We start from the raw sequence: 26,637 nt of genomic DNA on the forward strand, positions 1-26,637 counted from the left end.
TTTTTGTCGCCGATTAATCGGTGGCTACTAATTTATTCATTCAAAAAAGGTAATTAATCATGAAGTTTAATCACAATATTTTGTTTGTATCCTCTCGAGGATTAAAACAAGATAATCCCGCGACACAAGCTCTTGAAGAGCTCAACGCGGCCGTTAAAGCCAGAGGATTTACTACCTTCATTGTGGATCATATGAGCGATGCAGTGAAGGTTATTAATGAAAGCCAAAAATACAGTGCGGTAGGGATTTACTGGGACTCAAGTAATCCTAAAATAGATATTGAATGTCAGGAGTTCATTGAATTTTTCCGTAAGCGAAATGCCACTGCGCCTCTTTTATTATTATCTGAAGACAATGTCACTGACAGGGTTCCCCTTGCTATACTCAAAGAGATAAATGAGTATATTTATTTGTTTTCTGAAACCCCAACCTTCACTGCCAATCGTATTTATACGCTTATTCACCGATATGCTGAAAACCTGCTGCCGCCTTACTTTAAAACGTTAAAAAACTTTACCGAAGACGGTGACTATTACTGGGACTGCCCAGGGCACATGGGGGGTATGGCCTATTTAAAGCATCCCGTCGGTACTGAATTTATCAACTTCTTCGGCGAAAACATGATGCGGGCCGATATCGGAGTCGCTACAGCTGAAATGGGGGATTATCTCATCCATGCTGGGCCGTCCAAAAAATCAGAAGACATCGCCGCAGAACTTTTTGGCGCTGATTGGACGTTCTATGGCGTTTCCGGCTCATCCGGCTCCAATCGTATCGTGGCTCAAGGGGCGGTCGCAGCGGATGAAATTGCCATTGTCGACCGTAACTGCCATAAATCGCTAAATCATGGCCTAACGCTTTCCCAGGCACGCCCGGTCTACCTTAAGCCCACACGTAATGCCTATGGGCTGATTGGCCCAATACCGACCCAACGCCTGAAAAAAGAAAGTATTGATGAGTTGGTCGCCAAAAGCCCGCTAACTTCAGATGCGGTAAACACGTCGCCCACTTATGCGGTTGTCACTAACTGTACCTATGATGGTTTCTGTTACAACGTTAATGATGTGGTGAAATATTTGGGAGCCAGCGTACCGCGCATTCATTTTGACGAAGCCTGGTATGCGTATGCCCGTTTCCATCCGATGTATAAGAACCGTTTCGCAATGGACGTTGAAGATACTCCCGATCGTCCGACCATTTTTGCCGTGCAGTCGACCCATAAAATGCTGCCTTCTCTATCAATGGCCTCAATGATCCATGTGAAAAAAAGCCACCGTGCTCCGCTGGATTTCGATGATTTTAACGATTCATTCATGATGCACGGTACCACATCTCCCTTTTACCCGATCATTGCTTCAATTGATGTAGCGGTAAGTATGATGCAAGGAGATTCCGGCCGTTCCTTGGTACAGGAGTCGATCGATGAAGCCATTGCTTTCCGTAAAGCCGTCGTTTCCGTTAAACGCCAGATTCGTAAGCAAGAGGGCGAATCAGCCTGGTTTTTTGACGTTCTACAGCCGGCGGAGGTTCATGATAAGGCAACGGGTAAACAGTACAGCTTTGAAGAGGCTCCGCTTGAGCTACTCAACCAGGGTCCTGAATGTTGGGAATTATGTGCGGGCGATAGCTGGCACGGCTTTCACGATGAAGATCTGGTTGATACCAATAGCATGCTTGATCCGGTAAAAGTCACCATTACCTGCCCAGGTATTAACCTGGACGGTAGTTACCAAGAGCAGGGTATTCCTGGCTATTTGATTACCAAATTCCTTGATGACAAAAGGATTGAAATTGCCCGCACCGGCGATTACACGATCCTCATTCTGTTTTCTGTTGGTATCACCAAAGGGAAATGGGGCACGTTAATTGAAAGCCTGCTGACCTTTAAAAAACTCTATGACTCCGATGCGCTTGCCGTTGATGCTATTGCGTCTTTGAAAGGCCAATCACCGCATTACGATAACTTGACCCTGAAACAACTCTGCCAGCAGATGCATGAAAAAATGTGCGATCTGGATCTGATGAACCACATTAATGAGGCGGTTAATACCGACCCTGAACCGGTGATGACTCCGGCTGCGGCCTATCAGAAAGTGCTGCGCTATAAGGCGGAACACATCCGCCTGGATGATTTTTCTGGCCGTATTGCCGCCAGCATGTTGGTTCCTTACCCACCAGGTATCCCGGTCTTGATGCCAGGCGAACGTCTGCCAGTTGGCGACAAAGGCATTATGGGCTATCTGCGTGCTTTACAGGACTTTGATAAACACTTCCCAGGTTTTGAACATGAGATCCAGGGTATCAACGTTGATGAAAACGGTGACTTTTGGGTAAGAGCCATCGTTGAAGATGAACGCAAAGCTGTAAAACGGCCGGAACAGCTCCGTTTCAAACGCCGGGTTTCTACAACTATTAAAAAAGGTCGCCAATAATCATCTAGTTATCTCATCACTCCGATCCGCCAGGGCCGGGGTGATGTCTATTCCGATGCAAGGGTTTTATTTATGTCAAATCAATCTTCAACATCATCAACGAGTGCTACTGACACAGCAAAGACAGACGGCGAGCACAAGCTCGGGCTAATTGCATTAATCGCCATTGTTGTAGGATCTATGCTTGGCGGTGGTGTATTTAGCCTTCCCCAAAACACAGCTGCTACCTCGGCAGTAGGGCCGATCATTATCGCGTGGCTTATCGCAGGTATTGGTATCTACTTTATCGCGAACTCATTTCGCCTGTTGTCCGACCTGCGCCCCGACCTACAGGCGGGTGTCTATATGTATGCCCAGGAAGGCTTCGGCTCATTTATTGCTTTCAACGTCGCCTGGGGATACTGGCTGATGACTGCCTTTGGCAACGTCGCCTTCGCCGTAATCTTGATGGACGCGTTAAACCAGTTTTTCCCCGGTGTATTCACCGATGGCAATAACCTGAATTCAATTATCTGCGGTTCGGTCTTGATTTGGGGTTACAACTTCCTGGTCTTGTCCGGGACGAAAGTTGCAGGTTTTGTGAACACCCTCGGTACCATTGCCAAACTTGTACCACTGGTGTTGTTTGTTGTCATACTGGGCTTCTTAATCAATTATTCTCAGCTGTTTAGCAACTTTTGGGGAACTGCACCACAAATCGTCGAAGGGGTCGGCAACCACGCTAAACCCGTATCACTGATGTCGCAAATCCTTGCCCCAATGACGGTAACACTGTGGGCATTTATTGGCGTAGAAGGCGCAGTCGTTCTTTCTGGACGAGCCAAAAACAAGAAAGATGTCGGCAAGGCCACGCTACTGGGGTTTTTGTTGGCACTTATCATCTACATACTGATGTCAATATTGCCGTTTGGCGTAATGCCGCAGGCTGAACTCGCTCAGGTCAGTAATCCTTCAACCGCAGGCGTCCTGGCGAAAGTAGTCGGTCACTGGGGCGGTTGGTTAATGAACGTGGGACTGATTATTTCTGTGCTGGCTGGCTGGTTAGCCTGGACGATGCTCTGCGCTGAAATTCCCATGGTTGCAGGGCAAAAAGGCGCTTTCCCACGGGCTTTTGCGCGCACCAATAGCAAACAGGCTGCCAATGTTTCCCTTTGGGTCAGCAGTTTTGTAATGCAGGCCGCGATGTTATTAGTCTATTTTTCTAATGACGCCTGGAACACGATGTACAACATTAGTGCATTGATGGTGGTGCCTGCATACATCACCACGACCTTGTATATGGCGAAAATTTGCCTCAATCGTGAGTATGATCAGTATGCCAAAAAGGGTCGTAAATTTGCCCTTGTCAGCGGCATTCTTGGCGTCATATTCTGCCTGTTTATCCTTTATGCCAGCCAAATCCAGTATGTGGCGCTGGTTCCCATTCTGCTTACCTGCGGGCTACCAGTGTTCATATGGTCTCGTAAAGAGAAGGGTGACAATCAGCCGCTGTTCCAGAATAAAGAAATTTTATATCTGTCCATCCTGTTGCTGCTTGATGCCATCGTCATCTGGTTGCTTATGATGGGGCGTATCACGCTATAAACGATCTCTTGCCCCCTAGCCCAAGAGAACCTAGGGGGAGCGAAGCTGCGATTTGATGACCTCAGGCTTCATTGAAAGAGCCAGTGTTTAAGGAATTGGTGACATGGTTAACCACAGCCGCGGCTGATCATGTCATCACACCGCCAGTAACGCTTGCTTCTGCACTCATGCACAGGGCTTTTCGCCCCACCCTCTGTCTTATCCACCAACTGAAAAATAAAACTTATCCTCGTATAGGAACAACCACGGCAAGGTTGGCAAGATGGCTTCAGCCCCCGCCCAATGATTTTCTAGCTATTTAAATCAATCAATTATGAAAAAACACCGCCATTATTATGTCTAATGAAGCGTTGATGTTGTTGGTGGATCCTGCTTACGCCGATCGTTATACCCATATTATCCACAGGTAGATCCCAGCTGATTCACAGAGTACAATACGGCCTCTTGAGTTTAAGGTTGGGATCATTCATTCATGGCAGACATTACTCTGATCAGTGGCAGCACGCTTGGCAGCGCAGAATACGTGGCTGAACATTTGGCCGAGAAACTTGAAGAAGCAGGTTTCTCAACGGAAATGCTGCATGGCCCTGAATTGGATGAATTGACGCTGTCAGGCCGCTGGCTGGTGGTTTCCTCCACTCACGGTGCCGGTGATTTACCAGATAACTTGCAGCCGCTGTTAGAACAACTGGCAGAGCAGCAACCTGATTTATCGCAGGTGCAGTTCGGTGCCGTCGGTTTGGGCAGTTCTGAGTACGATACCTTCTGTGGTGCGATCAAACAGATCGACGATCTTTTCCAGGCTCGTGGAGCGAAAAGGATCGGCGATCGTCTAGAGATCGACGTGACCCAACATGAAATTCCCGAGGATCCTGCCGAAGAATGGCTGAAGAATTGGATTATTTTACTCTAATTCGGTTAAAGATCGCGCGAACGATTGTGTATAACTAGGCTTAAAAGCAGGGTATAAGCGGTAGTTATCCCAATAACAACCGTCGTACGCTTTCTGTCCTGTGGATAACATGCCATTTAGATCCCAGCTTATACTGGCCAGGATCACCGATCATTCACAGCAAACGATCCTGCTTAATCGGCTGATCTTTATCTGGAATAATCACTTATCCACAGAGGATCGCGATCCTAATAAGAGATCTAATAAAGAGATCTTTAAATAAAAAAGATCTTCTTTTAATTACCTAAGATCCTGACCGCTTGGTCGATCGACTAAACTTGAGTAGAATCCTCCCCCCAGGGCAAACAACGATCGTTCGCAAGTACTCCGAGGTGCTGTTCCATGTTTTATCCAGAGCAATTTGACGTCATTATCATCGGTGGTGGCCATGCCGGAACCGAAGCCGCCATGGCTGCGGCACGTATGGGACGTCAGACTTTATTACTGACCCACAATATCGACACGCTGGGACAAATGTCCTGTAATCCGGCGATCGGTGGTATCGGGAAAGGGCATCTGGTCAAGGAAATCGATGCACTCGGCGGGCTGATGGCCAAGGCGATCGACCATGCGGGCATCCAGTTTAGGATACTAAACGCCAGCAAAGGCCCGGCAGTGCGAGCCACTCGAGCTCAGGCAGATCGCGTCCTGTATCGCCAAGCCGTTCGTACCGCATTGGAGAACCAGCCAAACCTGATGATCTTCCAACAACCGGTTGAGGATCTGATCGTCGAGAACGATCGAGTGGTGGGTGCGGTGACCCAGATGGGGCTGAAATTCCGTGCCAAAGCGGTAGTGCTGACCGTAGGCACCTTCCTGGATGGCAAGATCCACATCGGCCTGGAAAACTACAGCGGTGGCCGTGCTGGGGATCCTCCGTCGATCTCTTTGTCACAGCGCCTGCGTGAACTGCCTCTGCGTGTCAATCGCCTGAAAACGGGTACACCTCCCCGTATCGATGCACGCACCATAGATTTCAGCGTTTTGGCTGAGCAGCATGGCGATACGCCAATTCCAGTGTTTTCTTTCCTGGGCAACGCCAGCCAGCATCCACAGCAGGTGCCGTGCTACATCACGCACACCAATGAAAAAACCCATGACGTGATCCGCAATAACCTCGATCGTAGCCCGATGTATGCCGGGATCATCGAAGGGATCGGCCCACGCTATTGCCCATCGATCGAAGACAAGGTGATGCGCTTTGCCGATCGTAATGCGCACCAGATCTTCCTGGAACCAGAAGGGTTAACCAGCAACGAGATCTACCCGAACGGGATTTCCACCAGTTTGCCGTTTGACGTACAGATGCAGATCGTGCGTTCGATGGAAGGGATGCAAAATGCCCGTATCGTTCGTCCTGGCTATGCCATCGAGTACGATTTCTTCGATCCACGCGATCTGAAGCCCACGTTGGAAAGCAAATTTATTCAAGGGCTGTTCTTCGCAGGCCAGATCAACGGCACCACCGGTTACGAAGAAGCTGCTGCACAAGGCCTGTTGGCTGGGTTGAACGCCGGACGTTATGCCGTTGAAGACGAAGGCTGGTCACCACGCCGCGATCAGGCTTACCTTGGGGTGCTGGTGGACGATCTCAGTACACTGGGCACCAAAGAGCCGTACCGCATGTTTACCTCACGTGCCGAATACCGTCTGATGCTGCGTGAAGACAACGCCGATCTGCGCCTGACGGAAAAAGGCCGTGAACTGGGGCTGGTTGACGATGAGCGCTGGCAGCGCTACTGCGAAAAGCTTGAGCACATCGAACAGGAACGCCAGCGTCTGCGTGATATCTGGGTGCACCCGCATTCAGAGAACGTCGAGCAGGTTAACGTCCTGCTGAAAGCTCCTCTGTCACGTGAAGCCAACGGCGAAGAACTGCTGCGCCGCCCGGAAATGGATTATGGCCAACTGACCGCGGTGGCAGCTTTTGCTCCTGCACTGGCAGACACCGAAGCCGCTGAGCAAGTGGAAATTCAGGTGAAATACGAAGGCTACATCGCTCGCCAGCAAGATGAGATCGACAAACAACAGCGCAACGAGAACACCGTGCTGCCGCTGGATCTCGATTATCGTCAGGTCTCCGGATTGTCCAACGAGGTGATCGCCAAACTGAACGATCACAAGCCTAACTCGATCGGTCAGGCTTCGCGCATTTCCGGTATCACCCCAGCAGCGATCTCTATTTTGCTAATCTGGCTGAAAAAGCAGGGCTTACTGCGCCGCAGCGCATAAATCCGCTCACCGAGTGGCCGTTTGCCTATCTCCTTAGCAAACGGCCGCTGACATCATCTCAAGCCTGAATTATCATAGACTGCCTAAGAGAGCAGTTGCAGATTGGCCTGCTGTTCCACGCCTGTCAGAGGACTCTGTTGTGCAAAAAAAATTGGATTCGTTGCTTGCAGCGGCTGGAATTTCGCTTCCCGATCAACAAAAGCAGCAATTGTTGGGCTATGTCGCTATGCTCGACAAGTGGAACAAGGCTTACAACCTCACTTCTGTACGCGATCCGCAGCAAATGCTGGTGCGTCATATCATGGACAGCATCGTGGTGAATGCCCATCTGACAGGTTCACGCTTTATTGACGTTGGCACCGGCCCGGGTTTGCCAGGCATTCCGTTGGCAATAGTGCGGCCCGATGCCCATTTCACCCTGTTAGACAGCCTGGGCAAGCGCGTACGCTTCCTGCGCCAGGTACAGCATGAGCTGGGGCTGAACAATATCGAGCCGATACAGAGCCGTGTGGAAGAGTTTGTGGCAGAGCCGCCGTTTGATGGTGTGATCAGCCGGGCTTTTGCTTCACTGCAAGACATGTTGGCTTGGTGTCACCATCTGCCAGCCAAAGGGAAGGGCCGTTTTTATGCGCTGAAAGGGGTTTGCCCGCAAGACGAGTTGGCCCAGTTGCCAGAAGGGATTTCTCTGGAGTCGGTGGTGCGTTTGCAGGTGCCGGAGCTGGATGGCGAGCGCCATTTGATCGTCCTGAAAGCCCACTAAAGCCAAATCAGAATTGTTTAGCATCAAATAATCAGCGATTGGTGTAGGGTACAGAAGGTAAATAGCAAGCAGGCTAATCAGATTGGCCCTTTCTTTCGTTTATTTACCTTCAATTAACATTCTTATGTCAAAAATGCATCATTCCAGTGAGTGATAGTCACGTTAGCAACAATGTGCGAAAGATTCCGATTTGCTGTCAGTGTTAATTGAGTGTTGCTTTATTATTCCTGTGAATGTCAATAAAAGGTTTTTACGGGGTATAAGGATTGTTTTTGAACGGTTACGTTGTAATGATTTGATTTATAATATTTTTTGATCGCCCAAAAAGCTAAAGACCTAGGTCGTGAACCTGGGCTATAACTCATTAATAGTCAGTATTGTGATCGGTTGCACGTTTCTTACCGCAACCGTGGAATAGTCAGACAAATAAATGCGAGCGATTATTCCGGCCATTTTCTTGTGAAAATAGCCCGAAAAGGGGAAATTTAAATAATTGTTCACCTTTTCGCTACTTATCGATTGAATTCGTTGGAGTGGCCCGTATAATTTGCACGTTTTTTGCTGCTTGACTCAGAACCGCAAAGGCAGTTTTATACGTCGGCATACCCCCTCAGGGGTACGGAGAGAACAAACGTCATGTCTGTGTCCCTGTACAGCGGAAAAGTTGCACGCAAGTTGCTGTTGCTGCAGTTAATGACTTTTGTTTTGATCAGCGCTGCTTTCGGCCTGAAAAGTCTGGAGTGGAGCGGTTCGGCACTGGCAGGTGGCCTGGCTGCCTGGTTACCCAATGCCATGTTTATGCTGTTTGCCTTGCGTCATCAGGCACAGACGCCGGCACCCGGACGGGTTGCCTGGTCGTTCGCCATTGGTGAAGGGCTAAAGGTCGTGATCACCATCGTTTTGCTGATCGTGGCGCTTGGGGTGTTCAAAGCGGCGTTTGTACCGCTTGGCCTGACCTATTTAGCGGTGTTGATTGTGCAGATAGTGGCACCAGCCGTGATTAACAGTTACCGAACTTAACTAAATAAGGGTAAGAGGCATCATGTCTGCAGGAGAAGTCTTGACTCCACAGGAGTATATCGGTCACCACCTGACGCAGCTTCAGGTCGGGACGGGGTTCTGGTCGATTAACGTCGACTCGATGTTTTTCTCCATTGTCCTCGGGGTGGTCTTTCTGGCGGTTTTCCGCAAGGTAGCCAAAAATGCCACCAGCGGCGTGCCCGGAAAGTTGCAAACCGCCGTTGAGCTGATCGTTGGCTTTGTCGATAACAGCGTTAAAGATATGTACCACGGCAAGAGCAAGGTCATTGCTCCGCTGGCGCTGACGGTATTCGTCTGGGTGTTCCTGATGAACCTGATGGACCTGATCCCGGTCGACTTCCTGCCGTTTATCGCTGAGAATTATCTCGGTCTGCCAGCACTGCGCGCGGTGCCTACCGCCGACGTGAACATCACGCTGTCGATGGCGTTGGCCGTATTTGTCCTGATCCTGTTCTATAGCATTAAAATGAAAGGCATTGGTGGGTTCGTCAAAGAGTTAACCATGCAGCCGTTCAACCACCCGGTATTTATTCCCATTAACCTGATCCTTGAAGGTGTCAGCCTGCTGTCCAAACCTGTTTCACTGGGTCTGCGACTGTTCGGCAACATGTATGCGGGTGAGTTGATCTTCATCCTGATTGCTGGTCTGTTGCCGTGGTGGTCACAGTGGATGCTGAGTTTGCCTTGGGCAATCTTCCACATCCTGATCATTACGCTTCAAGCCTTTATTTTCATGGTTCTGACGATCGTCTATCTGTCGATGGCGTCTGAAGAGCACTGATTTTCTTAAAACACTTGCACTATTAAACTGAAACAAACTGGAGACTGTCATGGAAAACCTGAATATGGATCTGCTGTACATGGCTGCCGCTATTATGATGGGGTTAGCGGCAATCGGTGCTGCGATCGGTATCGGCATCCTGGGTGGTAAATTCTTGGAAGGCGCTGCACGTCAACCTGATCTGATCCCTCTGTTGCGTACACAGTTCTTTATCGTTATGGGCCTGGTTGACGCCATCCCGATGATCGCTGTTGGTCTGGGTCTTTACGTGATGTTTGCTGTCGCGTAAGTAGGGGTAACCCTCTACAAATAACCATTAATTAACTTTTAAAGAGGCATTGTGCTGTGAATATTAACGCAACAATCCTCGGCCAGGCTATCGCGTTCATCCTGTTTGTCTGGTTCTGCATGAAGTATGTATGGCCGCCGATTATGGCAGCCATCGAGAAGCGTCAGAAAGAAATTGCTGATGGCCTCGCTTCTGCAGAACGTGGCAAAAAAGATTTGGACTTAGCGCAGGCCACTGCGACCGACCAGCTGAAAACTGCCAAAGCGGAAGCCCAGGCGATTATTGAGCAAGCAAACAAACGCAAAGCTCAGATCGTGGACGAAGCGAAAGCAGAAGCCGAGCAGGAGCGTAACAAAATCGTCGCGCAGGCTCAGGCTGAGATCGAAGCCGAACGTAAGCGCGCTCGTGAAGAGTTGCGTAAGCAAGTCGCGATGCTGGCAATTGCCGGTGCCGAGAAGATCATCGAACGTTCCGTGGATGAAGCTGCTAACAGCGACATCGTTGATAAACTGGTCGCTGAACTGTAAGGAGGGAGGGGCTGATGTCTGAATTTATCACCGTAGCTCGCCCCTACGCCAAAGCAGCTTTTGACTTTGCCGTTGAGAACCAAAGCGTAGAACGCTGGCAGCAAATGCTGGCGTTTACTGCTGTTGTCACACGTAATGAACAGATGGCGGAACTGCTTTCCGGTGCTGTTGCACCTGAAACCTTGTCCAACACGTTTATTGCGGTTTGTGGCGATGAGCTCGACGAACATGGCCAGAACTTTATCCGTGTAATGGCCGAAAATGGGCGTTTACTGGTCCTTCCTGCGGTACTGCAACAGTTCATAGAACTGCGCGCCGCGCTGGAATCCACCGTCGAAGTCGAGGTGCTCTCATCGAGCGCACTGAACGACACACAGCAAGCCAAGATTATCGCTGCGATGGAAAAACGTCTGTCACGCAAAGTTAAGCTGAATTGCAAAATTGACAAGTCTGTACTGGCCGGTGTCATTATCCGTGCCGGTGATCTGGTGATCGATGGCAGCGTACGTGGCCGTCTCGAGCGCCTGGCAGACGTCTTGCAGTCTTAAGGGGACTGGAGCATGCAACTGAATTCCACCGAAATCAGCGAACTGATCAAGCAGCGCATTGCTCAGTTCAATGTAGTGAGCGAAGCTCACAATGAAGGTACCATCGTTTCCGTCAGCGACGGGATCATCCGCGTACACGGTTTGGCCGAGGTTATGCAGGGCGAAATGATCGCACTGCCAGGCAACCGTTATGCAATTGCATTGAACCTGGAGCGTGACTCTGTAGGTGCCGTGGTAATGGGTCCGTATTCGGATCTGGCCGAAGGCATGAAGGTAAAATGTACCGGCCGTATTCTGGAAGTTCCAGTTGGCCGTGGCCTGCTGGGCCGTGTGGTCAACACCCTGGGCGCACCTATCGACGGTAAAGGCCCGGTTGAACATGACGGTTTCTCTCCGGTTGAAACTATCGCACCTGGCGTTATCGAGCGTCAGTCTGTTGATCAGCCTGTACAGACCGGTTACAAATCGGTCGACGCCATGATCCCAATCGGTCGTGGCCAGCGTGAGCTGGTGATCGGCGACCGTCAAACCGGTAAAACTGCCCTGGCGATCGATGCGATCATCAACCAGCGCGATTCCGGCATCAAATGCGTTTACGTGGCTATCGGCCAGAAAGCGTCTACCATCGCTAACGTGGTGCGCAAGCTGGAAGAGCACGGCGCACTGGCCAACACCATCGTGGTTGTGGCTACCGCGTCAGAATCCGCTGCACTGCAATACCTGGCACCATATGCCGGTTGCGCAATGGGCGAATACTTCCGTGACCGCGGTGAAGATGCGCTGATCGTATACGATGACCTGTCCAAACAGGCCGTTGCTTACCGTCAGATCTCCCTGCTGCTTCGCCGTCCACCAGGTCGTGAAGCTTACCCAGGCGACGTATTCTACCTCCACTCCCGTTTGCTGGAGCGTGCTGCGCGTGTTAACGCCGACTACGTTGAAGCCTTCACCAAAGGTGAAGTCAAAGGCCAAACCGGTTCACTGACCGCTCTGCCGATCATTGAAACCCAGGCGGGTGACGTTTCCGCGTTCGTTCCGACCAACGTAATCTCGATTACCGATGGTCAGATCTTCCTGGAATCCAACCTGTTTAACTCCGGTATTCGTCCGGCGGTTAACCCGGGTATTTCCGTATCCCGTGTGGGTGGTGCAGCACAGACCAAGATCATGAAAAAACTGTCCGGTGGTATTCGTACCGCTCTGGCACAGTATCGTGAACTGGCTGCGTTCTCTCAGTTCGCTTCCGATCTGGACGATGCAACGCGTAAACAGCTGAGCCACGGTCAGAAAGTGACCGAGCTGCTGAAACAGAAACAGTATGCGCCGATGTCCGTCGCACAACAGTCTCTGGTGCTGTTTGCCGCCGAGCGTGGCTACCTGAACGACGTAGAAGTGGCGAAAGTCGTCAGCTTCGAAGCCGCTCTGGTTGCTTTTGCGGACCGCGAGCATGCCGAACTGCTGAACCACATCAACCAAACTGGTGCTTATAACGATGAGATCGAAGGCAAGCTGAAAGGCATCCTCGATACCTTCAAGGCAACCCAGTCCTGGTAACGCATAGCGGCCTGCCGTTGCAAGACGGCAGGCCGCTGGCAATGAGGAGAAGCAGAGATGGCCGGCGCAAAAGAGATACGTAGTAAGATCGCCAGCGTGCAAAACACGCAGAAGATCACTAAAGCGATGGAAATGGTCGCCGCCTCCAAAATGCGTAAATCGCAGGAACGCATGGCGGCCAGCCGTCCTTATGCAGAGACCATGCGCGAGGTGATTGGTCACCTGGCTTTAGGGAATCTGGAATATAAGCACCCGTACCTGGATGAGCGTGACGTTAAGCGCGTCGGGTATCTGGTGGTGTCTACTGACCGTGGTCTCTGTGGCGGCTTGAACATCAACCTGTTCAAGAAGCTGTTGGCAGAGATGAAAGGCTGGTCTGAAAAAGGCGTTGAAGCTGATTTAGCGCTGATTGGCTCAAAAGCGGCCTCTTTCTTTGGTTCCGTGGGCGGCAACGTGGTTGCCCAAGTGACCGGCATGGGGGATAACCCTTCCCTGTCGGATCTGATCGGTCCAGTGAAAGTGATGCTGCAAGCCTACGACGAAGGTCGTTTAGACAAGCTGTACGTTGTCAGCAACAAATTTGTTAATACGATGTCCCAGGAACCGCAGTTACTGCAACTTCTGCCATTGCCACCTTCTGATGACAGTGAACTGAAGAAAAAATCCTGGGATTACCTGTATGAACCCGATCCAAAAGTGCTGCTTGATACCTTGCTGCGCCGTTATGTGGAATCGCAAGTTTATCAGGGCGTCGTGGAAAACCTGGCCAGCGAGCAGGCCGCACGAATGGTAGCGATGAAAGCCGCAACCGATAACGGCGGTAGCCTGATCAAAGAGCTGCAGTTGGTATACAACAAGGCGCGTCAGGCCAGCATCACTCAGGAACTCACCGAGATCGTTTCGGGAGCCTCCGCGGTTTAAGCTAGGTTTACGAATTACGTAGAGGATTCAAGATGGCTACTGGAAAGATTATCCAGGTAATCGGCGCCGTGGTGGACGTCGAGTTCCCTCAGGATGCCGTACCGAAAGTGTACAACGCTCTTGAGGTTGCAAACGGCACCGAGAAATTGGTGCTGGAAGTTCAGCAACAGCTGGGTGGCGGCGTGGTTCGCTGTATCGCAATGGGGACCTCAGACGGTCTGCGTCGTGGTCTGGCCGTAACCGACCTGCAGCACCCAATTGAAGTACCGGTAGGTAAAGCTACCCTGGGCCGTATCATGAACGTATTGGGTGAACCAATCGACATGAAGGGCGACATCGGCGAAGAAGAACGTTGGGCTATTCACCGCCCGGCGCCAAGCTACGAAGAGTTGTCCAGCTCCCAGGATCTGCTGGAAACCGGTATCAAGGTAATGGACCTGATCTGCCCGTTCGCCAAGGGGGGTAAAGTCGGTCTGTTCGGTGGTGCTGGTGTAGGTAAAACCGTAAACATGATGGAGCTGATCCGTAACATCGCGATCGAGCACTCCGGTTATTCTGTGTTTGCGGGCGTGGGTGAACGTACTCGTGAGGGTAACGACTTCTACCACGAAATGACCGACTCCAACGTACTGGACAAAGTTTCCCTGGTTTACGGCCAGATGAACGAGCCACCAGGTAACCGTCTGCGCGTTGCGCTGACCGGGCTGACCATGGCTGAGAAGTTCCGTGACGAAGGTCGTGACGTACTGCTGTTCGTCGATAACATCTACCGTTATACCCTGGCCGGTACCGAAGTGTCCGCACTTCTGGGCCGTATGCCATCGGCGGTAGGTTATCAGCCAACGCTGGCGGAAGAGATGGGTGTTCTGCAAGAACGTATCACCTCTACCAAGACCGGTTCAATCACCTCTGTGCAGGCCGTTTACGTTCCTGCGGATGACTTGACTGACCCATCACCAGCCACCACCTTTGCTCACTTGGATGCAACCGTGGTACTGAGCCGTAACATCGCTTCTCTGGGTATCTACCCGGCCGTTGACCCGCTGGATTCCACCAGCCGTCAGCTGGATCCGCTGGTAGTTGGCCAGGAGCACTACGACGTAGCGCGTGGCGTGCAGTCTATTCTGCAACGCTATCAGGAACTGAAAGATATCATCGCCATCCTGGGTATGGACGAGCTGTCAGAAGACGACAAGCTGGTTGTATCCCGTGCGCGTAAAATCCAACGTTTCCTGTCTCAGCCGTTCTTCGTGGCAGAAGTCTTTACCGGTTCTCCGGGCAAGTTCGTATCGCTGAAAGATACCATCCGTGGTTTCAAAGGCATTATGGACGGCGACTATGACCACCTGCCGGAGCAGGCGTTCTACATGGTTGGCACCATTGAAGAAGCAGTGGAAAAAGCCAAGAAACTGTAACGCCTTGAGAGGAGGGTGATATGGCTATGACTTACCATCTGGATGTCGTCAGCGCGGAAAAACAGATGTTTTCCGGCCTGGTGCAGAAGATCCAGGTGACAGGCAGCGAAGGCGAACTGGGGATCTTCCCTGGCCATGCGCCGCTGCTGACTGCCATCAAGCCTGGCATGGTGCGTATTGTTAAACAGCACGGTGAAGAAGAGTTCATCTACCTGTCCGGCGGTATCCTTGAGGTACAGCCGAGCGTGGTAACCGTGCTGGCGGACACTGCCATCCGTGGAACGGACCTCGACGAAGCGAGAGCGCTGGAAGCTAAGCGTAAAGCTGAAGAGCACATCCGTAGCTCTCATGGCGATGTCGACTATGCTCAGGCATCTGCTGAACTGGCGAAAGCGATCGCGAAACTGCGCGTTATCGAGCTCACCAGAAAAGCGATGTAAACTCCCACGTTGCCTGCAGCGTGTGGAAATAAGAAAGCGGCCCCTGTGGGTCGCTTTTTTTTTGTTTTAAAATAAGCGTTTCAACCGGCCAGGCATTGTGCTGTATTAGCGCTTCCAGTGGAATTAAGCGTCGCCGATCGCCGACAGTTTTTTTTCGGTTGAATAAGAATACTCCGGATAATGGCAGACCTAGAGCCACAGGGGTTACGCCGGATTCGTGTAGAGAAATATGTAGTAATTCCGTCACCAAACGGGTTTACTTTCGTCCATCAAAATGGAGTTATCAGGTTGCTTATGTCTAACAGCGCAATGAGCGTGGTTATCCTCGCCGCGGGCAAGGGAACACGCATGTATTCCGACCTTCCCAAGGTGTTACATCCGCTTGCGGGTAAGCCAATGGTGCAGCACGTCATTGATGCTGCCATGAAGTTGGGTGCTAAAAACGTCCATCTGGTTTACGGCCACGGCGGCGAGCTGCTGAAAAGTACCCTGCGTAATGATGCACTAAACTGGGTGTTGCAGGCCGAGCAGTTGGGAACCGGCCATGCGATGCAGCAGGCGGCACCGCATTTTGCCGATGATGAAGACGTGCTGATGCTGTATGGCGATGTGCCACTGATCGCCGTCGATACGCTGACGCGCCTGCTGGCAGCCAAACCTCAGGGTGGCATTGGCCTGCTTACGGTGAAGCTGCAAGACCCGAGCGGTTATGGCCGCATCGTACGTGAAAACGGCACCGTGGTGGGCATTGTCGAACATAAAGATGCCAACGATGAGCAGCGCCAGATTAATGAGATCAACACCGGCATTCTGGTGGCCAACGGCCGCGATCTGAAGCGCTGGCTGGGCAAGCTGAACAATAATAATGCCCAGGGTGAATTCTATATCACCGACATCATTGCCCTGGCACATGCCGAGGGTAACAAGATTGAGGCGGTACACCCGGCGCGCCTGAGCGAAGTTGAAGGCGTGAATAACCGCCTGCAACTGTCGCAGCTTGAACGCGTGTATCAGGCCGAGCAGGCAGAGAAGCTATTGCTAGCTGGCGTGATGCTGCTGGATCCGGCGCGCTTCGATCTGCGTGGCGAGCTGGAACATGGCCGCGACATATCCATCGATGCCAACGTGATTATCGAAGGCAAGGTCAAGCTGGGTAACCGCGTGAAGATTGGTGCCGGCTGCGTGCTGAAAAACTGCGTGATTGGCGACGACTGCGAGATCAGCCCTTACAGCGTGCTAGAAGATGCGCAGCTGGAAGCGGCCTGTACCGTTGGCCCATTTGCCCGTCTGCGCCCTGGTGCCGAACTGGCAGAAGGTGCCCACGTCGGCAACTTCGTGGAAATCAAAAAGGCCCGCCTGGGCAAAGGTTCCAAAGCTGGTCACCTGAGCTATCTGGGCGACGCCGAAATTGGCGATGATGTGAATATCGGTGCCGGTACTATCACCTGCAACTACGACGGTGCCAACAAGCATAAAACCATTATCGGCGACGGCGTGTTTGTCGGCTCGGACACTCAGCTGGTGGCTCCGGTCACCGTAGGCAAAGGGGTGACGATCGCTGCCGGTACCACGGTGACCCGTGATATTGCGGATAATGAGCTGGTGTTGAGCCGGGTCAAGCAGGTGCACATTCAAGGCTGGCAGCGTCCAACCAAGAAGAAGTAGGCCCCCTCACCCCAACCCTCTCCCACAGGGAGAGGGAGCTGTCTGGAGTGCATAGTTAGTCCGTGCAACTTCGGAAAGTAGAGAGTAAGAAGAAAGGCAGGGTATTACGCAGAAAAATCAACGAACTCGATCGGTCCCCTCTCCCTGTGGGAGAGGGTTAGGGTGAGGGCATCACTGTTTTGCTCTGTACTTTCGTTAAAGAGCACAGAGCAAAACATAATAATCCCCATTCTCTACAGGCTCGGGGAAGCACGGTAAAACCGGCAAAAATCAGGTCAAGGCATCGCAAGTGCCCTGAAAGGCACTTAATTAGGAATACGACTAATGTGTGGAATTGTAGGTGCAGTAGCGCAACGTGATATATCAGAAATCCTGTTGGAAGGTTTACGCCGCCTGGAATACCGGGGTTACGACTCAGCGGGTCTGGCCGTGGTGGATAGCGAGGGTAACGTCAGCCGTTTACGTCGTGTCGGCAAGGTACAAAAACTGGCTGAAGCGGCAGAGCAACAGGATCTGCACGGCGGTACCGGGATTGCCCATACCCGCTGGGCGACGCACGGTGAGCCTTCGGAGGCGAACGCGCATCCTCATGTTTCAGATTACATCGCGGTGGTGCATAACGGCATTATCGAAAACTACGAACCGCTGCGTGAACAGCTGATTGAGCGTGGTTATCACTTCAGTTCTGAAACCGATACCGAGGTGATTGCTCACCTGGTGCATTGGGAACAGAAGCAGGGCGGTACATTGCTGGAAGTGGTACAGCGTGTGATCCCACAGCTGCGTGGTGCTTATGGCACCGTGGTGATGGACAGCCGCGATCCGAGCGTATTGGTGGCTGCTCGTTCAGGTAGCCCGCTGGTGATTGGCCGTGGCGTGGGCGAAAACTTCATTGCCTCCGACCAACTGGCCCTGCTGCCGGTAACCCGCCGCTTTATCTTCCTGGAAGAAGGCGACGTGGTAGAAGTGACCCGCCGCACCGTCAGCATTTTTGACAAGCAGGGTAATGCGATTGAGCGCCCAGAGATCGAATCTCAGGTGCAATACGACGCCGGTGACAAAGGCGCGTACCGCCATTACATGCAAAAAGAGATTTTTGAGCAGCCAATGGCGCTGAAAAACACCCTTGAGGGGCGTTTCAGCCATGGCAAGATCGATCTGAGTGAGCTTGGCCCGCACGCTGACGAACTGCTGTCAAAAGTGCAGCACGTGCAGATCATCGCCTGTGGGACTTCTTATCACTCGGGGATGGTGGCTCGTTACTGGTTCGAGTCGCTGGCCGGTGTGCCTTGTGACGTCGAGATTGCCTCTGAATTCCGTTATCGCAAGTCAGCGGTGCGCCCAGGCAGCCTGATCATCACCCTGTCTCAATCCGGTGAGACCGCCGATACGTTGGCAGCGTTGCGTCTGTCCAAAGAGTTGGGCTATTTGGGTTCCCTGGCCGTGTGCAACGTGGCAGGTTCTTCCCTGGTACGCGAGTCCGACCTAGCGCTGATGACCAAGGCCGGAACCGAAATCGGTGTTGCCTCCACTAAAGCCTTTACCACCCAGCTTGCTGTGCTGTTGATGCTGGTGGCGCGTCTTGGCCGGCTGAAAGGGATGGCGGAAAGCGTAGAGCATGACATCGTGCATGGCTTGCAGGCGTTACCTGCGCGTATCGAGCAGATGCTGTCACTGGATAAGAGCATCGAAGCGCTGGCGGAAGGTTTCTCTGACAAGCATCACGCACTGTTCCTTGGCCGTGGCGATCAATACCCGATCGCTATGGAAGGGGCGCTGAAGCTCAAAGAGATCTCCTATATCCACGCAGAGGCGTACGCAGCCGGTGAGCTTAAGCACGGCCCGCTGGCGTTGATCGATGCCGACATGCCGGTGATCGTGGTTGCGCCTAACAACGAGCTGTTGGAGAAGCTTAAATCCAATATCGAAGAGGTGCGTGCCCGTGGTGGCCAGCTGTATGTGTTCGCCGATCAGGATGCCGGTTTCGTCAGCAGCGAAGGGATGACCATCATCCCACTGCCGCATGTTGAAGATATAGTTGCACCGATCTTCTACACCGTGCCGTTACAGTTGCTGTCTTACTACGTCGCTCTGATCAAAGGCACCGATGTGGATCAGCCACGTAACCTGGCGAAATCCGTTACTGTGGAATAATCGCTAACCCTTCTGCTATGAATACCGTGTTGGGTTACTCAACACGGTATTTTTTTAGCCCCAGTTTTACCATTAACGCTATGATTGGCGGGTGATGCTACAGGGAAGGGAATACGTAGATAATGAATATTTTGATTACTGGAGCACGGGCTCCGGTCGCGATAGAGTGGGCGCGTATTGCGTTGCGCAGCGGGCACCGCGTCTGGTTGGCGGATAGCCTGAAGTGGCCACTAGGCCGCTTTTTACAAGGGATTGAAGGTTATCTACGGCTTCCCTCCCCGCGCCAGGATCTTGCCGGTTATCAACAGCAGCTACAAGGCTATCTCGACCAACATGCTATTGGGCTGCTGATCCCCACCTGTGAAGAGATCTTCTACCTCTCCCAGGCGTTTGCTGCGTATATCGGGCCTACCGAGTGGCTGATGCCTGAACGGCAGTTGCTATTTGAACTGCATCATAAGTACCAAAGCCTGAGCCTGTTAACGGGATTGGGTGAGGTGCGGATCCCCGCAACCCGAATGCTAATCTCTTGCTCGCAAATTGACGACGATCCTCAGACCATTTTGAAACCGGTTTATTCACGCTTTGGTCGCCAAGTGATCCGCACGCCAAAACCGGGTGCATTGAATGAACGGCAGCTCAACGAACATATTCCCTGGGTGCAGCAGCAGAAAATAGACGGCGTGGCCTTATGCAACTATGCCGTTTTTGAGAACGGCAGGCTGATCGCGCATCAGGCTTATCAACCCAAATATTGCTTCAATCAGGCTGCAGGCAGCTACTTTGTTCCCCATCAGGATCGGCGGCTGGACGACTTTGTGCACCAGTTTGGGGAAAAAACCGGCTTTCATGGCCAGGTGGCGTTCGATTTTATCGAACAGGACGGGGTGATTTTTGTTATTGAGTGTAATCCCAGGGCCACCAGCGGCCTGCATTTGCTGGGGGCTCAGATGTCCATCACTGCCGATGGGCAACTGCAATACCAGCCAGCGCCGCCCAAGGCGGGACACGTGGGCGTGATCATACTGTTATTCTTTGCCTGGCAGGCTTGGCGCGATAAGCAGTTGGCGACGCTATGGCGGGACTTTCGCCAAGCGCCTAATCTGCTCAACGATCACCGTTGGCCGATAAGTGCCGGAGCGCAGTGGTGTGCATTGTTGGAAATGGGATACCGCAGCTTGCGCTATCGGCGGCCCCTCACCGATGCCAGCACCTTTGATATTGAGTGGGACGGTTAGCATGGAGCAGGTTAATCATTGGCAGCGCCTGCAAGTGACCCTGCTACAACAGCCAGGCATGATTGCCAATCTCCAGACGTCGATGACCGAGTATCAACAGGATGGCTTCTGGATACCGGCGACGGTCAATGATTACGTACCCGGTAATTGCTATGTGGTTTCCCCGCTGGCGCTGATCGTCGATTACGCGCGGGATGAAATTATCAAAATCGATAACGGCGCGTTGCGGGCGCTGTGCAACGGGTTGACGCTGTTGCTGAAATGGCCCTTATTGCTGGCACACGTCGATCGGCTCCAGGTGCTGAATAATCAGTGCCTTTCCACCAATTTGACCAGCAGCCACTGGCAATCCCTGGATACCGACGCGTTGCGGCAACAGGCATTGCAGCGCTATCCCCAGCATACGTTGATGATCCGTTCACTTAATGGGCAGCAGACTCCTGAGCTGTTGGCTCGGCTCTCCCAGCAAGGTTGGCTGCCTATCGTCAGCCGTCAGGTTTATTGCCTGGACGATCCTTTACGCTGGTGGGGAAAAATCAACGCGCGCCGGGATGACAAACTGCTGCATCAGATAGGATGGGAGTTCAAACGGCTGTCTGCTGATGATCCCGAACAAATGCAGTGTGCCGAACGCCTCTATAACCAGCTCTACCTGGAAAAATACAGCCGCCAGAATGTGCAGTTCACCGCCGGTTATTTATCTCAGGCCTTGCAGCTTGGTGTGTTGCAACTGTACGGTTTGTTCCACCAGCAGCAAATGGTGGGGGTGTTGGGAATGGTTCAGCTGGAACAGACGGTAACGGTGCCGATCGTCGGCTATCGGACAGAATTACCCGCGTCATTGGCGCTATATCGTCGTTTGATCGCCTTTGCGTTACGCTACGCCATGGAGCACAAGCTGTTTCTCAATTTGAGTTCCGGTGCGCCGGATTTTAAGCGGGTTCGTGGTTGCCAACCGGTGATTGAATACAGCATGGTTTATGTCCGGCACCTGAACGTTTATCAGCGTAGCGTCTGGGCGGTGATTTCCTGGCTTTCCCGCAAGGTCTATCAGCCGTTATTGAAACGCTATCAGTTATGAATATTACTCAGATATCGCCCTGCAACTTGGGGATAGTGCGCCAGCGATTGGCAATATGACAAACGTGTAAAAAAGAGCGAAAACCGCTCATATTCAGAGAGATAGTGCAGCAACAGGCAGATTTTTGCAGATTGTTTTTTGTCTGGAAATGACATCATCTCACTGATTTTAATCAAATTAATATCAATTACTCTCCGCTGTAATATAACTGTCATATTTAGTACATTTTACTGTCACCAAACTGTCCTATTTTCCCTCCTGCAGCAATACTTACTCTGATGAAAACGACTCAAAGTCGATTTTTGAAATATCCCATTAGGAGGGATTATGAAACTGATGCGTACCACCGTCGCCAGTATTGTGGCAGCGACTTTCTCTTTGGCCTCTGTGTCCGCCTTCGCTGCTGCTAGCCTGACCGGTGCAGGTGCGACATTCCCCGCTCCGGTGTATGCCAAGTGGGCAGATTCTTATCAGAAAGAAACCGGCAACAAGGTTAACTATCAGGGGATTGGTTCCTCTGGTGGTGTGAAGCAAATCATCGCCAACACCGTTGACTTTGGTGCTTCTGATGCCCCGCTGTCCGATGAAAAACTGGCTGCGGACGGCCTGTTCCAGTTCCCTACCGTGATCGGTGGCGTGGTACTGGCGGTGAATATTCCGGGCATCAAATCCGGTGAGCTGACTCTGGATGGTCAAACCCTGGGGGATATCTACCTGGGCAACATCAAAAAATGGAATGACCCGGCGATCGTTAAACTGAACCCGGGCGTCAAGCTGCCGGATCAGGCTATCGCCGTGGTGCGTCGTGCTGATGGTTCCGGGACTTCTTTCGTCTTCACCAGCTATCTGGCCAAGGCTAACGCGCAGTGGAAAGAGAAAATTGGTGCAGGCTCAACCGTTAACTGGCCAACCGGCCTGGGTGGCAAGGGCAATGACGGCATCGCCGCGTTCGTTCAGCGTCTGCCCGGCTCTATCGGCTATGTTGAATATGCTTACGCCAAGCAGAACAACCTGGCCTACACTAAATTAGTGTCTGCCGATGGCAAAGCTGTTAGCCCAACCGAAGAGAGCTTCAGCGCTGCAGCCAAAGGCGTGGATTGGAGCAAAACCTTCGCGCAGGACCTGACCAACCAGAAAGGCGACAACGTCTGGCCTATCACCTCCACCACCTTCATCCTGGTGCACAAAGAGCAGAAGAAGCCTGAGCAGGGCGCAGAAGTGCTGAAGTTCTTTGACTGGGCTTACAAGACCGGTGCCAAACAGGCTAGCGAACTGGATTACGCCGCCTTGCCTGCCGAAGTGGTTGAGCAAATCCGTGCTGCCTGGAAAACCAATATCAAAGACAGCTCCGGTAAGGCCTTGTTCTAACAACGCAGGGGGTGCGGAAGACCGTGCCTCAACCTGACTGTCGGGGCCTGGCGTGCCGGGCCCTCCAAGCTTTAAACAGAAGAGTAATCTATGGCTGAGTACAAGCCGACCATTAAAGCACCGGGTAAAAACGGTGACATCATCTTCAGCGCGCTGGTCAGACTGGCTGCGCTGATTACCTTATTGTTGCTGGGCGGCATTATCGTTTCGCTGATTATCGCCTCCTGGCCAAGCATGCAGAAGTTCGGTTTTGCCTTCCTGTGGACCAAAGAGTGGGATGCGCCAGCCGAGCAGTTTGGTGCGCTGGTGCCGATCTACGGCACGGTCGTCACCTCGGTGATTGCGCTGATTATCGCTGTGCCGGTCAGTTTTGGTATTGCCCTGTTCCTGACCGAGTTGGCCCCTAACTGGCTCAAGCGCCCATTGGGGATTGCGATAGAACTGTTAGCGGCGATCCCAAGCATCGTTTACGGCATGTGGGGCCTGTTCGTGTTTGCCCCGCTGTTCGCCAAATATTTCCAGACCCCGGTGGGGGAAGTGTTGTCCGGTATCCCGATCGTAGGCGAGCTGTTCTCCGGCCCGGCATTTGGTATCGGTATTCTGGCTGCCGGGGTGATCCTGGCCATTATGATTATTCCTTACATTGCGGCGGTAATGCGCGATGTGTTCGAACAGACCCCGGTGATGATGAAAGAGTCGGCCTATGGCATCGGCTGCACCACCTGGGAAGTGATCTGGCGCATTGTGCTGCCGTTCACCAAAAACGGCGTGATTGGCGGCGTGATGCTTGGCCTGGGGCGCGCCCTGGGGGAAACCATGGCGGTGACCTTTATCATCGGTAATACCTACCAGCTCGACAGCTTCTCGCTGTATATGCCGGGCAACAGCATCACCTCGGCGTTGGCCAACGAATTCGCCGAAGCGGAATCCGGGCTACACACCTCTGCATTGATGCAGCTTGGGCTGATCCTGTTTGTGATCACCTTTATCGTCCTGGCGCTGTCGAAGTTGATGGTGATGCGCCTGGCCAAGCGTGAGGGTCGCTAACATGGCAACGATGGATATGCAAAACCCGGTAGCACTGGCGGAAAGCCGCCGTAAAATGCAGGCCTGGCGTCGGCAGAAAAACCGTCTGGCGCTGTTCCTGTCGATGGCGACTATGGCCTTTGGCTTGTTCTGGCTGGTGTGGATCCTGTTCTCGACCGTCACCAAGGGCATCGACGGCATGTCGCTGGCGTTGTTTACCGAAATGACGCCACCGCCGAATACCGCGGGCGGTGGTCTGGCTAACGCCATCGCCGGTAGCGGCTTGTTGATCCTGTGGGCGACCATCTTCGGTACTCCGCTGGGCATCATGGCGGGGATCTACCTGGCGGAATACGGCCGTAAATCCTGGTTGGCGGAAGTGATCCGCTTTATCAACGATATTCTGTTATCTGCACCGTCGATAGTGGTGGGCCTGTTCGTTTACACCGTGGTGGTAGCGAAAATGGAACACTTCTCCGGTTGGGCCGGGATTATTGCGCTGGCTCTGTTGCAGATCCCGATCGTGATCCGCACCACCGAGAACATGCTCAAGCTGGTACCGGACACGCTGCGTGAAGCGGCCTATGCGCTGGGGACACCGAAATGGCGCATGATTTCCGCCATTACGCTGAAGGCGTCGGTCTCCGGCATCATCACCGGCGTACTGCTGGCGATTGCGCGTATCGCCGGGGAAACCGCCCCGTTGCTGTTTACTTCGCTGTCGAATCAGTTCTGGAGCACCGACCTGATGCAGCCGATCGCCAACCTGCCGGTCACCATTTTCAAGTTTGCCATGAGCCCGTTTGCCGAATGGCAGCAGCTGGCCTGGGCCGGGGTGCTGTTGATCACCCTGTGCGTACTGTTACTGAATATCCTGGCGCGTGTGATTTTCGCCAAGAAAAAGCATTCATAAAAATTTAGGTGCCGCTCAGGCGACACCGTGAAAAGAGAGAAGTCTTGATGAGTATGGTTGACTCCACTTCCAGCAGCAAAATTCAGGTACGCGATCTGAACTTTTACTACGGCACATTCCATGCGCTGAAAAACATCACGCTGGATATCGCCAAGAACAAGGTGACCGCGTTTATTGGCCCGTCTGGTTGCGGCAAATCGACGCTGCTGCGGACCTTCAACAAGATGTACCAGCTCTACCCCGAGCAGCGTGCCGAAGGCGATATCCTGCTGGATGGGCAAAACATCCTGACGGATAACCAGGATATCGCGCTGCTGCGTGCCAAGGTGGGCATGGTGTTCCAAAAGCCAACGCCGTTCCCGATGTCGATTTATGACAACATCGCCTTTGGCGTGCGCCTGTTCGAGAAGTTGTCCCGTGCGGATATGGACGAGCGTGTCCAATGGGCGCTGACCAAGGCGGCACTGTGGAACGAGACCAAGGACAAGCTGCACCAGAGCGGTTACAGCCTGTCCGGCGGCCAGCAGCAACGCCTGTGCATTGCGCGCGGCATTGCCATTCGCCCGGAAGTGCTGTTGTTGGATGAGCCTTGCTCAGCGCTGGATCCAATTTCCACCGGCAAGATTGAAGAGCTGATCAGCGAGCTGAAGTCTGACTACACCGTGGTGATCGTGACCCACAATATGCAGCAGGCGGCGCGTTGTTCCGACTCCACCGCATTTATGTATCTGGGTGAGTTGATCGAGTTCAGCGATACTGACACTCTGTTTACCGCGCCACAGAAGAAGCAGACCGAAGACTACATTACTGGCCGCTATGGTTGATTAGGATGCATCATGGATAACCTGAATTTAAACAAACACATTTCCGGCCAGTTCAATGCTGAACTCGAGCACATCCGCACCCAGGTGCTGACCATGGGCGGGCTGGTGGAGCAACAGCTGACCGACGCCATTACCGCGATGCATAACCAGGACGGTGAACTGGCCAAACGGGTGATCGAGGGTGATGCCAAGGTCAATATGATGGAAGTGGCGATCGATGAGGCCTGTGTGCGTATCATTGCCAAACGCCAGCCGACCGCCAGCGATCTGCGCCTGGTGATGGCGATCATCAAGACCATTTCCGAGCTGGAACGCATCGGCGACGTAGCGGACAAGATCTGTCGCACCGCACTGGAGAAATTCTCGCACCAGCATCAGCCGTTGCTGGTCAGCCTGGAGTCACTGGGCCGCCACACCGTGCAGATGCTGCACGACGTGCTGGATGCCTTTGCGCGTATGGATCTGGATGAAGCGATCCGGATTTACCGCGAAGACAAGAAGGTCGATCAGGAATATGAAGGCATCGTGCGTCAGTTGATGACCTACATGATGGAAGATACGCGCACCATTCCGAGCGTGCTGACGGCGCTGTTCTGTGCCCGCTCTATCGAGCGTATCGGCGATCGCTGCCAGAATATTTGCGAATTCATCTTCTACTTCGTCAAAGGCCAGGATTTCCGCCATATTGGTGGCGATGCGCTGGACAAGCTGTTGTCAGACGGTAAAGACGAGAAAAAAGCGTAATTCAACCAGTGAGTTATTCTAGAAGGCGCTGAAAATGGCGCCTTTATGCCATTTAAAAACCGTAAAGTTAAAAAGGTTATAACTATAGCGTTTAATATTATTTCCTGACCTAAGTGAGGCTTGCTAGCTTATCAGCCAGCGGGACATC

General features: G+C 52.5%; 23 protein-coding genes. All 23 read left to right on the plus strand.

What is annotated here, in order from left to right:
• Positions 1 to 59 precede the first annotated feature (59 nt).
• Positions 60 to 2,432: an Orn/Lys/Arg decarboxylase N-terminal domain-containing protein gene (locus A6U95_RS02840; protein WP_065683399.1), complete on the plus strand. Its 2,373-nt coding sequence runs from the start codon at positions 60 to 62 to the stop codon at positions 2,430 to 2,432.
• 72 nt (positions 2,433 to 2,504) lie between these two features.
• The gene (locus A6U95_RS02845) at positions 2,505 to 4,016 is read left to right on the plus strand and encodes a basic amino acid/polyamine antiporter (RefSeq protein ID WP_074423314.1); all 1,512 of its coding nucleotides are present in this window, start codon (positions 2,505 to 2,507) and stop codon (positions 4,014 to 4,016) included.
• Positions 4,017 to 4,488: 472 nt separating this feature from the next.
• Positions 4,489 to 4,929: an FMN-binding protein MioC gene (mioC, locus tag A6U95_RS02850; RefSeq protein WP_024484681.1), complete on the plus strand. Its 441-nt coding sequence runs from the start codon at positions 4,489 to 4,491 to the stop codon at positions 4,927 to 4,929.
• A 381-nt stretch (positions 4,930 to 5,310) separates the two neighbouring features.
• Positions 5,311 to 7,200, plus strand: coding sequence for a tRNA uridine-5-carboxymethylaminomethyl(34) synthesis enzyme MnmG (mnmG, locus tag A6U95_RS02855; protein WP_021181433.1), 1,890 nt, complete (start codon positions 5,311 to 5,313; stop codon positions 7,198 to 7,200).
• Between the two features lie 139 nt (positions 7,201 to 7,339).
• Positions 7,340 to 7,960, plus strand: a complete 621-nt coding sequence (gene rsmG, locus A6U95_RS02860; protein WP_065683401.1) for a 16S rRNA (guanine(527)-N(7))-methyltransferase RsmG — start codon at positions 7,340 to 7,342, stop codon at positions 7,958 to 7,960.
• A 636-nt stretch (positions 7,961 to 8,596) separates the two neighbouring features.
• Positions 8,597 to 8,980, plus strand: a complete 384-nt coding sequence (gene atpI / locus A6U95_RS02865) for a F0F1 ATP synthase subunit I (RefSeq protein ID WP_024484684.1) — start codon at positions 8,597 to 8,599, stop codon at positions 8,978 to 8,980.
• Positions 8,981 to 9,002: 22 nt separating this feature from the next.
• Positions 9,003 to 9,782, plus strand: coding sequence for a F0F1 ATP synthase subunit A (atpB, locus tag A6U95_RS02870; RefSeq protein ID WP_065683402.1), 780 nt, complete (start codon positions 9,003 to 9,005; stop codon positions 9,780 to 9,782).
• A 49-nt stretch (positions 9,783 to 9,831) separates the two neighbouring features.
• A complete protein-coding gene (gene atpE / locus A6U95_RS02875; protein WP_004393045.1) occupies positions 9,832 to 10,071 on the plus strand; it encodes a F0F1 ATP synthase subunit C in 240 nt (79 codons plus the stop codon).
• Positions 10,072 to 10,127: 56 nt separating this feature from the next.
• Positions 10,128 to 10,598, plus strand: a complete 471-nt coding sequence (gene atpF / locus A6U95_RS02880; protein ID WP_024484686.1) for a F0F1 ATP synthase subunit B — start codon at positions 10,128 to 10,130, stop codon at positions 10,596 to 10,598.
• A gap of 14 nt (positions 10,599 to 10,612) precedes the next feature.
• On the plus strand, positions 10,613 to 11,146 hold the full coding sequence (gene atpH / locus A6U95_RS02885; protein WP_024527380.1) for a F0F1 ATP synthase subunit delta: 534 nt from the start codon (positions 10,613 to 10,615) through the stop codon (positions 11,144 to 11,146).
• Positions 11,147 to 11,158: 12 nt separating this feature from the next.
• On the plus strand, positions 11,159 to 12,700 hold the full coding sequence (atpA, locus tag A6U95_RS02890) for a F0F1 ATP synthase subunit alpha (protein WP_065683403.1): 1,542 nt from the start codon (positions 11,159 to 11,161) through the stop codon (positions 12,698 to 12,700).
• Positions 12,701 to 12,757: 57 nt separating this feature from the next.
• Complete coding sequence (gene atpG, locus A6U95_RS02895; protein WP_021181426.1) at positions 12,758 to 13,621, plus strand: F0F1 ATP synthase subunit gamma; 864 nt, start codon at positions 12,758 to 12,760, stop codon at positions 13,619 to 13,621.
• Positions 13,622 to 13,653: 32 nt separating this feature from the next.
• The gene (atpD, locus tag A6U95_RS02900) at positions 13,654 to 15,036 is read left to right on the plus strand and encodes a F0F1 ATP synthase subunit beta (protein ID WP_024484688.1); all 1,383 of its coding nucleotides are present in this window, start codon (positions 13,654 to 13,656) and stop codon (positions 15,034 to 15,036) included.
• Between the two features lie 20 nt (positions 15,037 to 15,056).
• Complete coding sequence (locus A6U95_RS02905; RefSeq protein WP_004933814.1) at positions 15,057 to 15,476, plus strand: F0F1 ATP synthase subunit epsilon; 420 nt, start codon at positions 15,057 to 15,059, stop codon at positions 15,474 to 15,476.
• Between the two features lie 294 nt (positions 15,477 to 15,770).
• On the plus strand, positions 15,771 to 17,141 hold the full coding sequence (gene glmU, locus A6U95_RS02910) for a bifunctional UDP-N-acetylglucosamine diphosphorylase/glucosamine-1-phosphate N-acetyltransferase GlmU (protein WP_065683404.1): 1,371 nt from the start codon (positions 15,771 to 15,773) through the stop codon (positions 17,139 to 17,141).
• 324 nt (positions 17,142 to 17,465) lie between these two features.
• A complete protein-coding gene (gene glmS, locus A6U95_RS02915; RefSeq protein ID WP_065683405.1) occupies positions 17,466 to 19,295 on the plus strand; it encodes a glutamine--fructose-6-phosphate transaminase (isomerizing) in 1,830 nt (609 codons plus the stop codon).
• Positions 19,296 to 19,417: 122 nt separating this feature from the next.
• On the plus strand, positions 19,418 to 20,533 hold the full coding sequence (locus A6U95_RS30505) for a hypothetical protein (protein ID WP_065683406.1): 1,116 nt from the start codon (positions 19,418 to 19,420) through the stop codon (positions 20,531 to 20,533).
• A 1-nt stretch (position 20,534) separates the two neighbouring features.
• On the plus strand, positions 20,535 to 21,614 hold the full coding sequence (locus A6U95_RS02925) for a GNAT family N-acetyltransferase (protein WP_065683407.1): 1,080 nt from the start codon (positions 20,535 to 20,537) through the stop codon (positions 21,612 to 21,614).
• 327 nt (positions 21,615 to 21,941) lie between these two features.
• Positions 21,942 to 22,982 carry a phosphate ABC transporter substrate-binding protein PstS gene (pstS, locus tag A6U95_RS02930; protein ID WP_065683408.1) on the plus strand — a complete coding sequence of 347 codons (1,041 nt, stop codon included), beginning with the start codon at positions 21,942 to 21,944 and terminating at the stop codon, positions 22,980 to 22,982.
• A 90-nt stretch (positions 22,983 to 23,072) separates the two neighbouring features.
• Positions 23,073 to 24,029: a phosphate ABC transporter permease PstC gene (gene pstC / locus A6U95_RS02935; protein WP_024527373.1), complete on the plus strand. Its 957-nt coding sequence runs from the start codon at positions 23,073 to 23,075 to the stop codon at positions 24,027 to 24,029.
• A 1-nt stretch (position 24,030) separates the two neighbouring features.
• Positions 24,031 to 24,921, plus strand: coding sequence for a phosphate ABC transporter permease PstA (gene pstA / locus A6U95_RS02940; RefSeq protein WP_065683409.1), 891 nt, complete (start codon positions 24,031 to 24,033; stop codon positions 24,919 to 24,921).
• Between the two features lie 47 nt (positions 24,922 to 24,968).
• The gene (gene pstB, locus A6U95_RS02945; protein WP_065683410.1) at positions 24,969 to 25,745 is read left to right on the plus strand and encodes a phosphate ABC transporter ATP-binding protein PstB; all 777 of its coding nucleotides are present in this window, start codon (positions 24,969 to 24,971) and stop codon (positions 25,743 to 25,745) included.
• 12 nt (positions 25,746 to 25,757) lie between these two features.
• Complete coding sequence (gene phoU, locus A6U95_RS02950; protein ID WP_024484696.1) at positions 25,758 to 26,489, plus strand: phosphate signaling complex protein PhoU; 732 nt, start codon at positions 25,758 to 25,760, stop codon at positions 26,487 to 26,489.
• Positions 26,490 to 26,637: the final 148 nt, after the last annotated feature.

The organism is Serratia sp. 14-2641 (assembly GCF_001692375.1).
Lineage (GTDB): Bacteria > Pseudomonadota > Gammaproteobacteria > Enterobacterales > Enterobacteriaceae > Chania > Chania fonticola_C.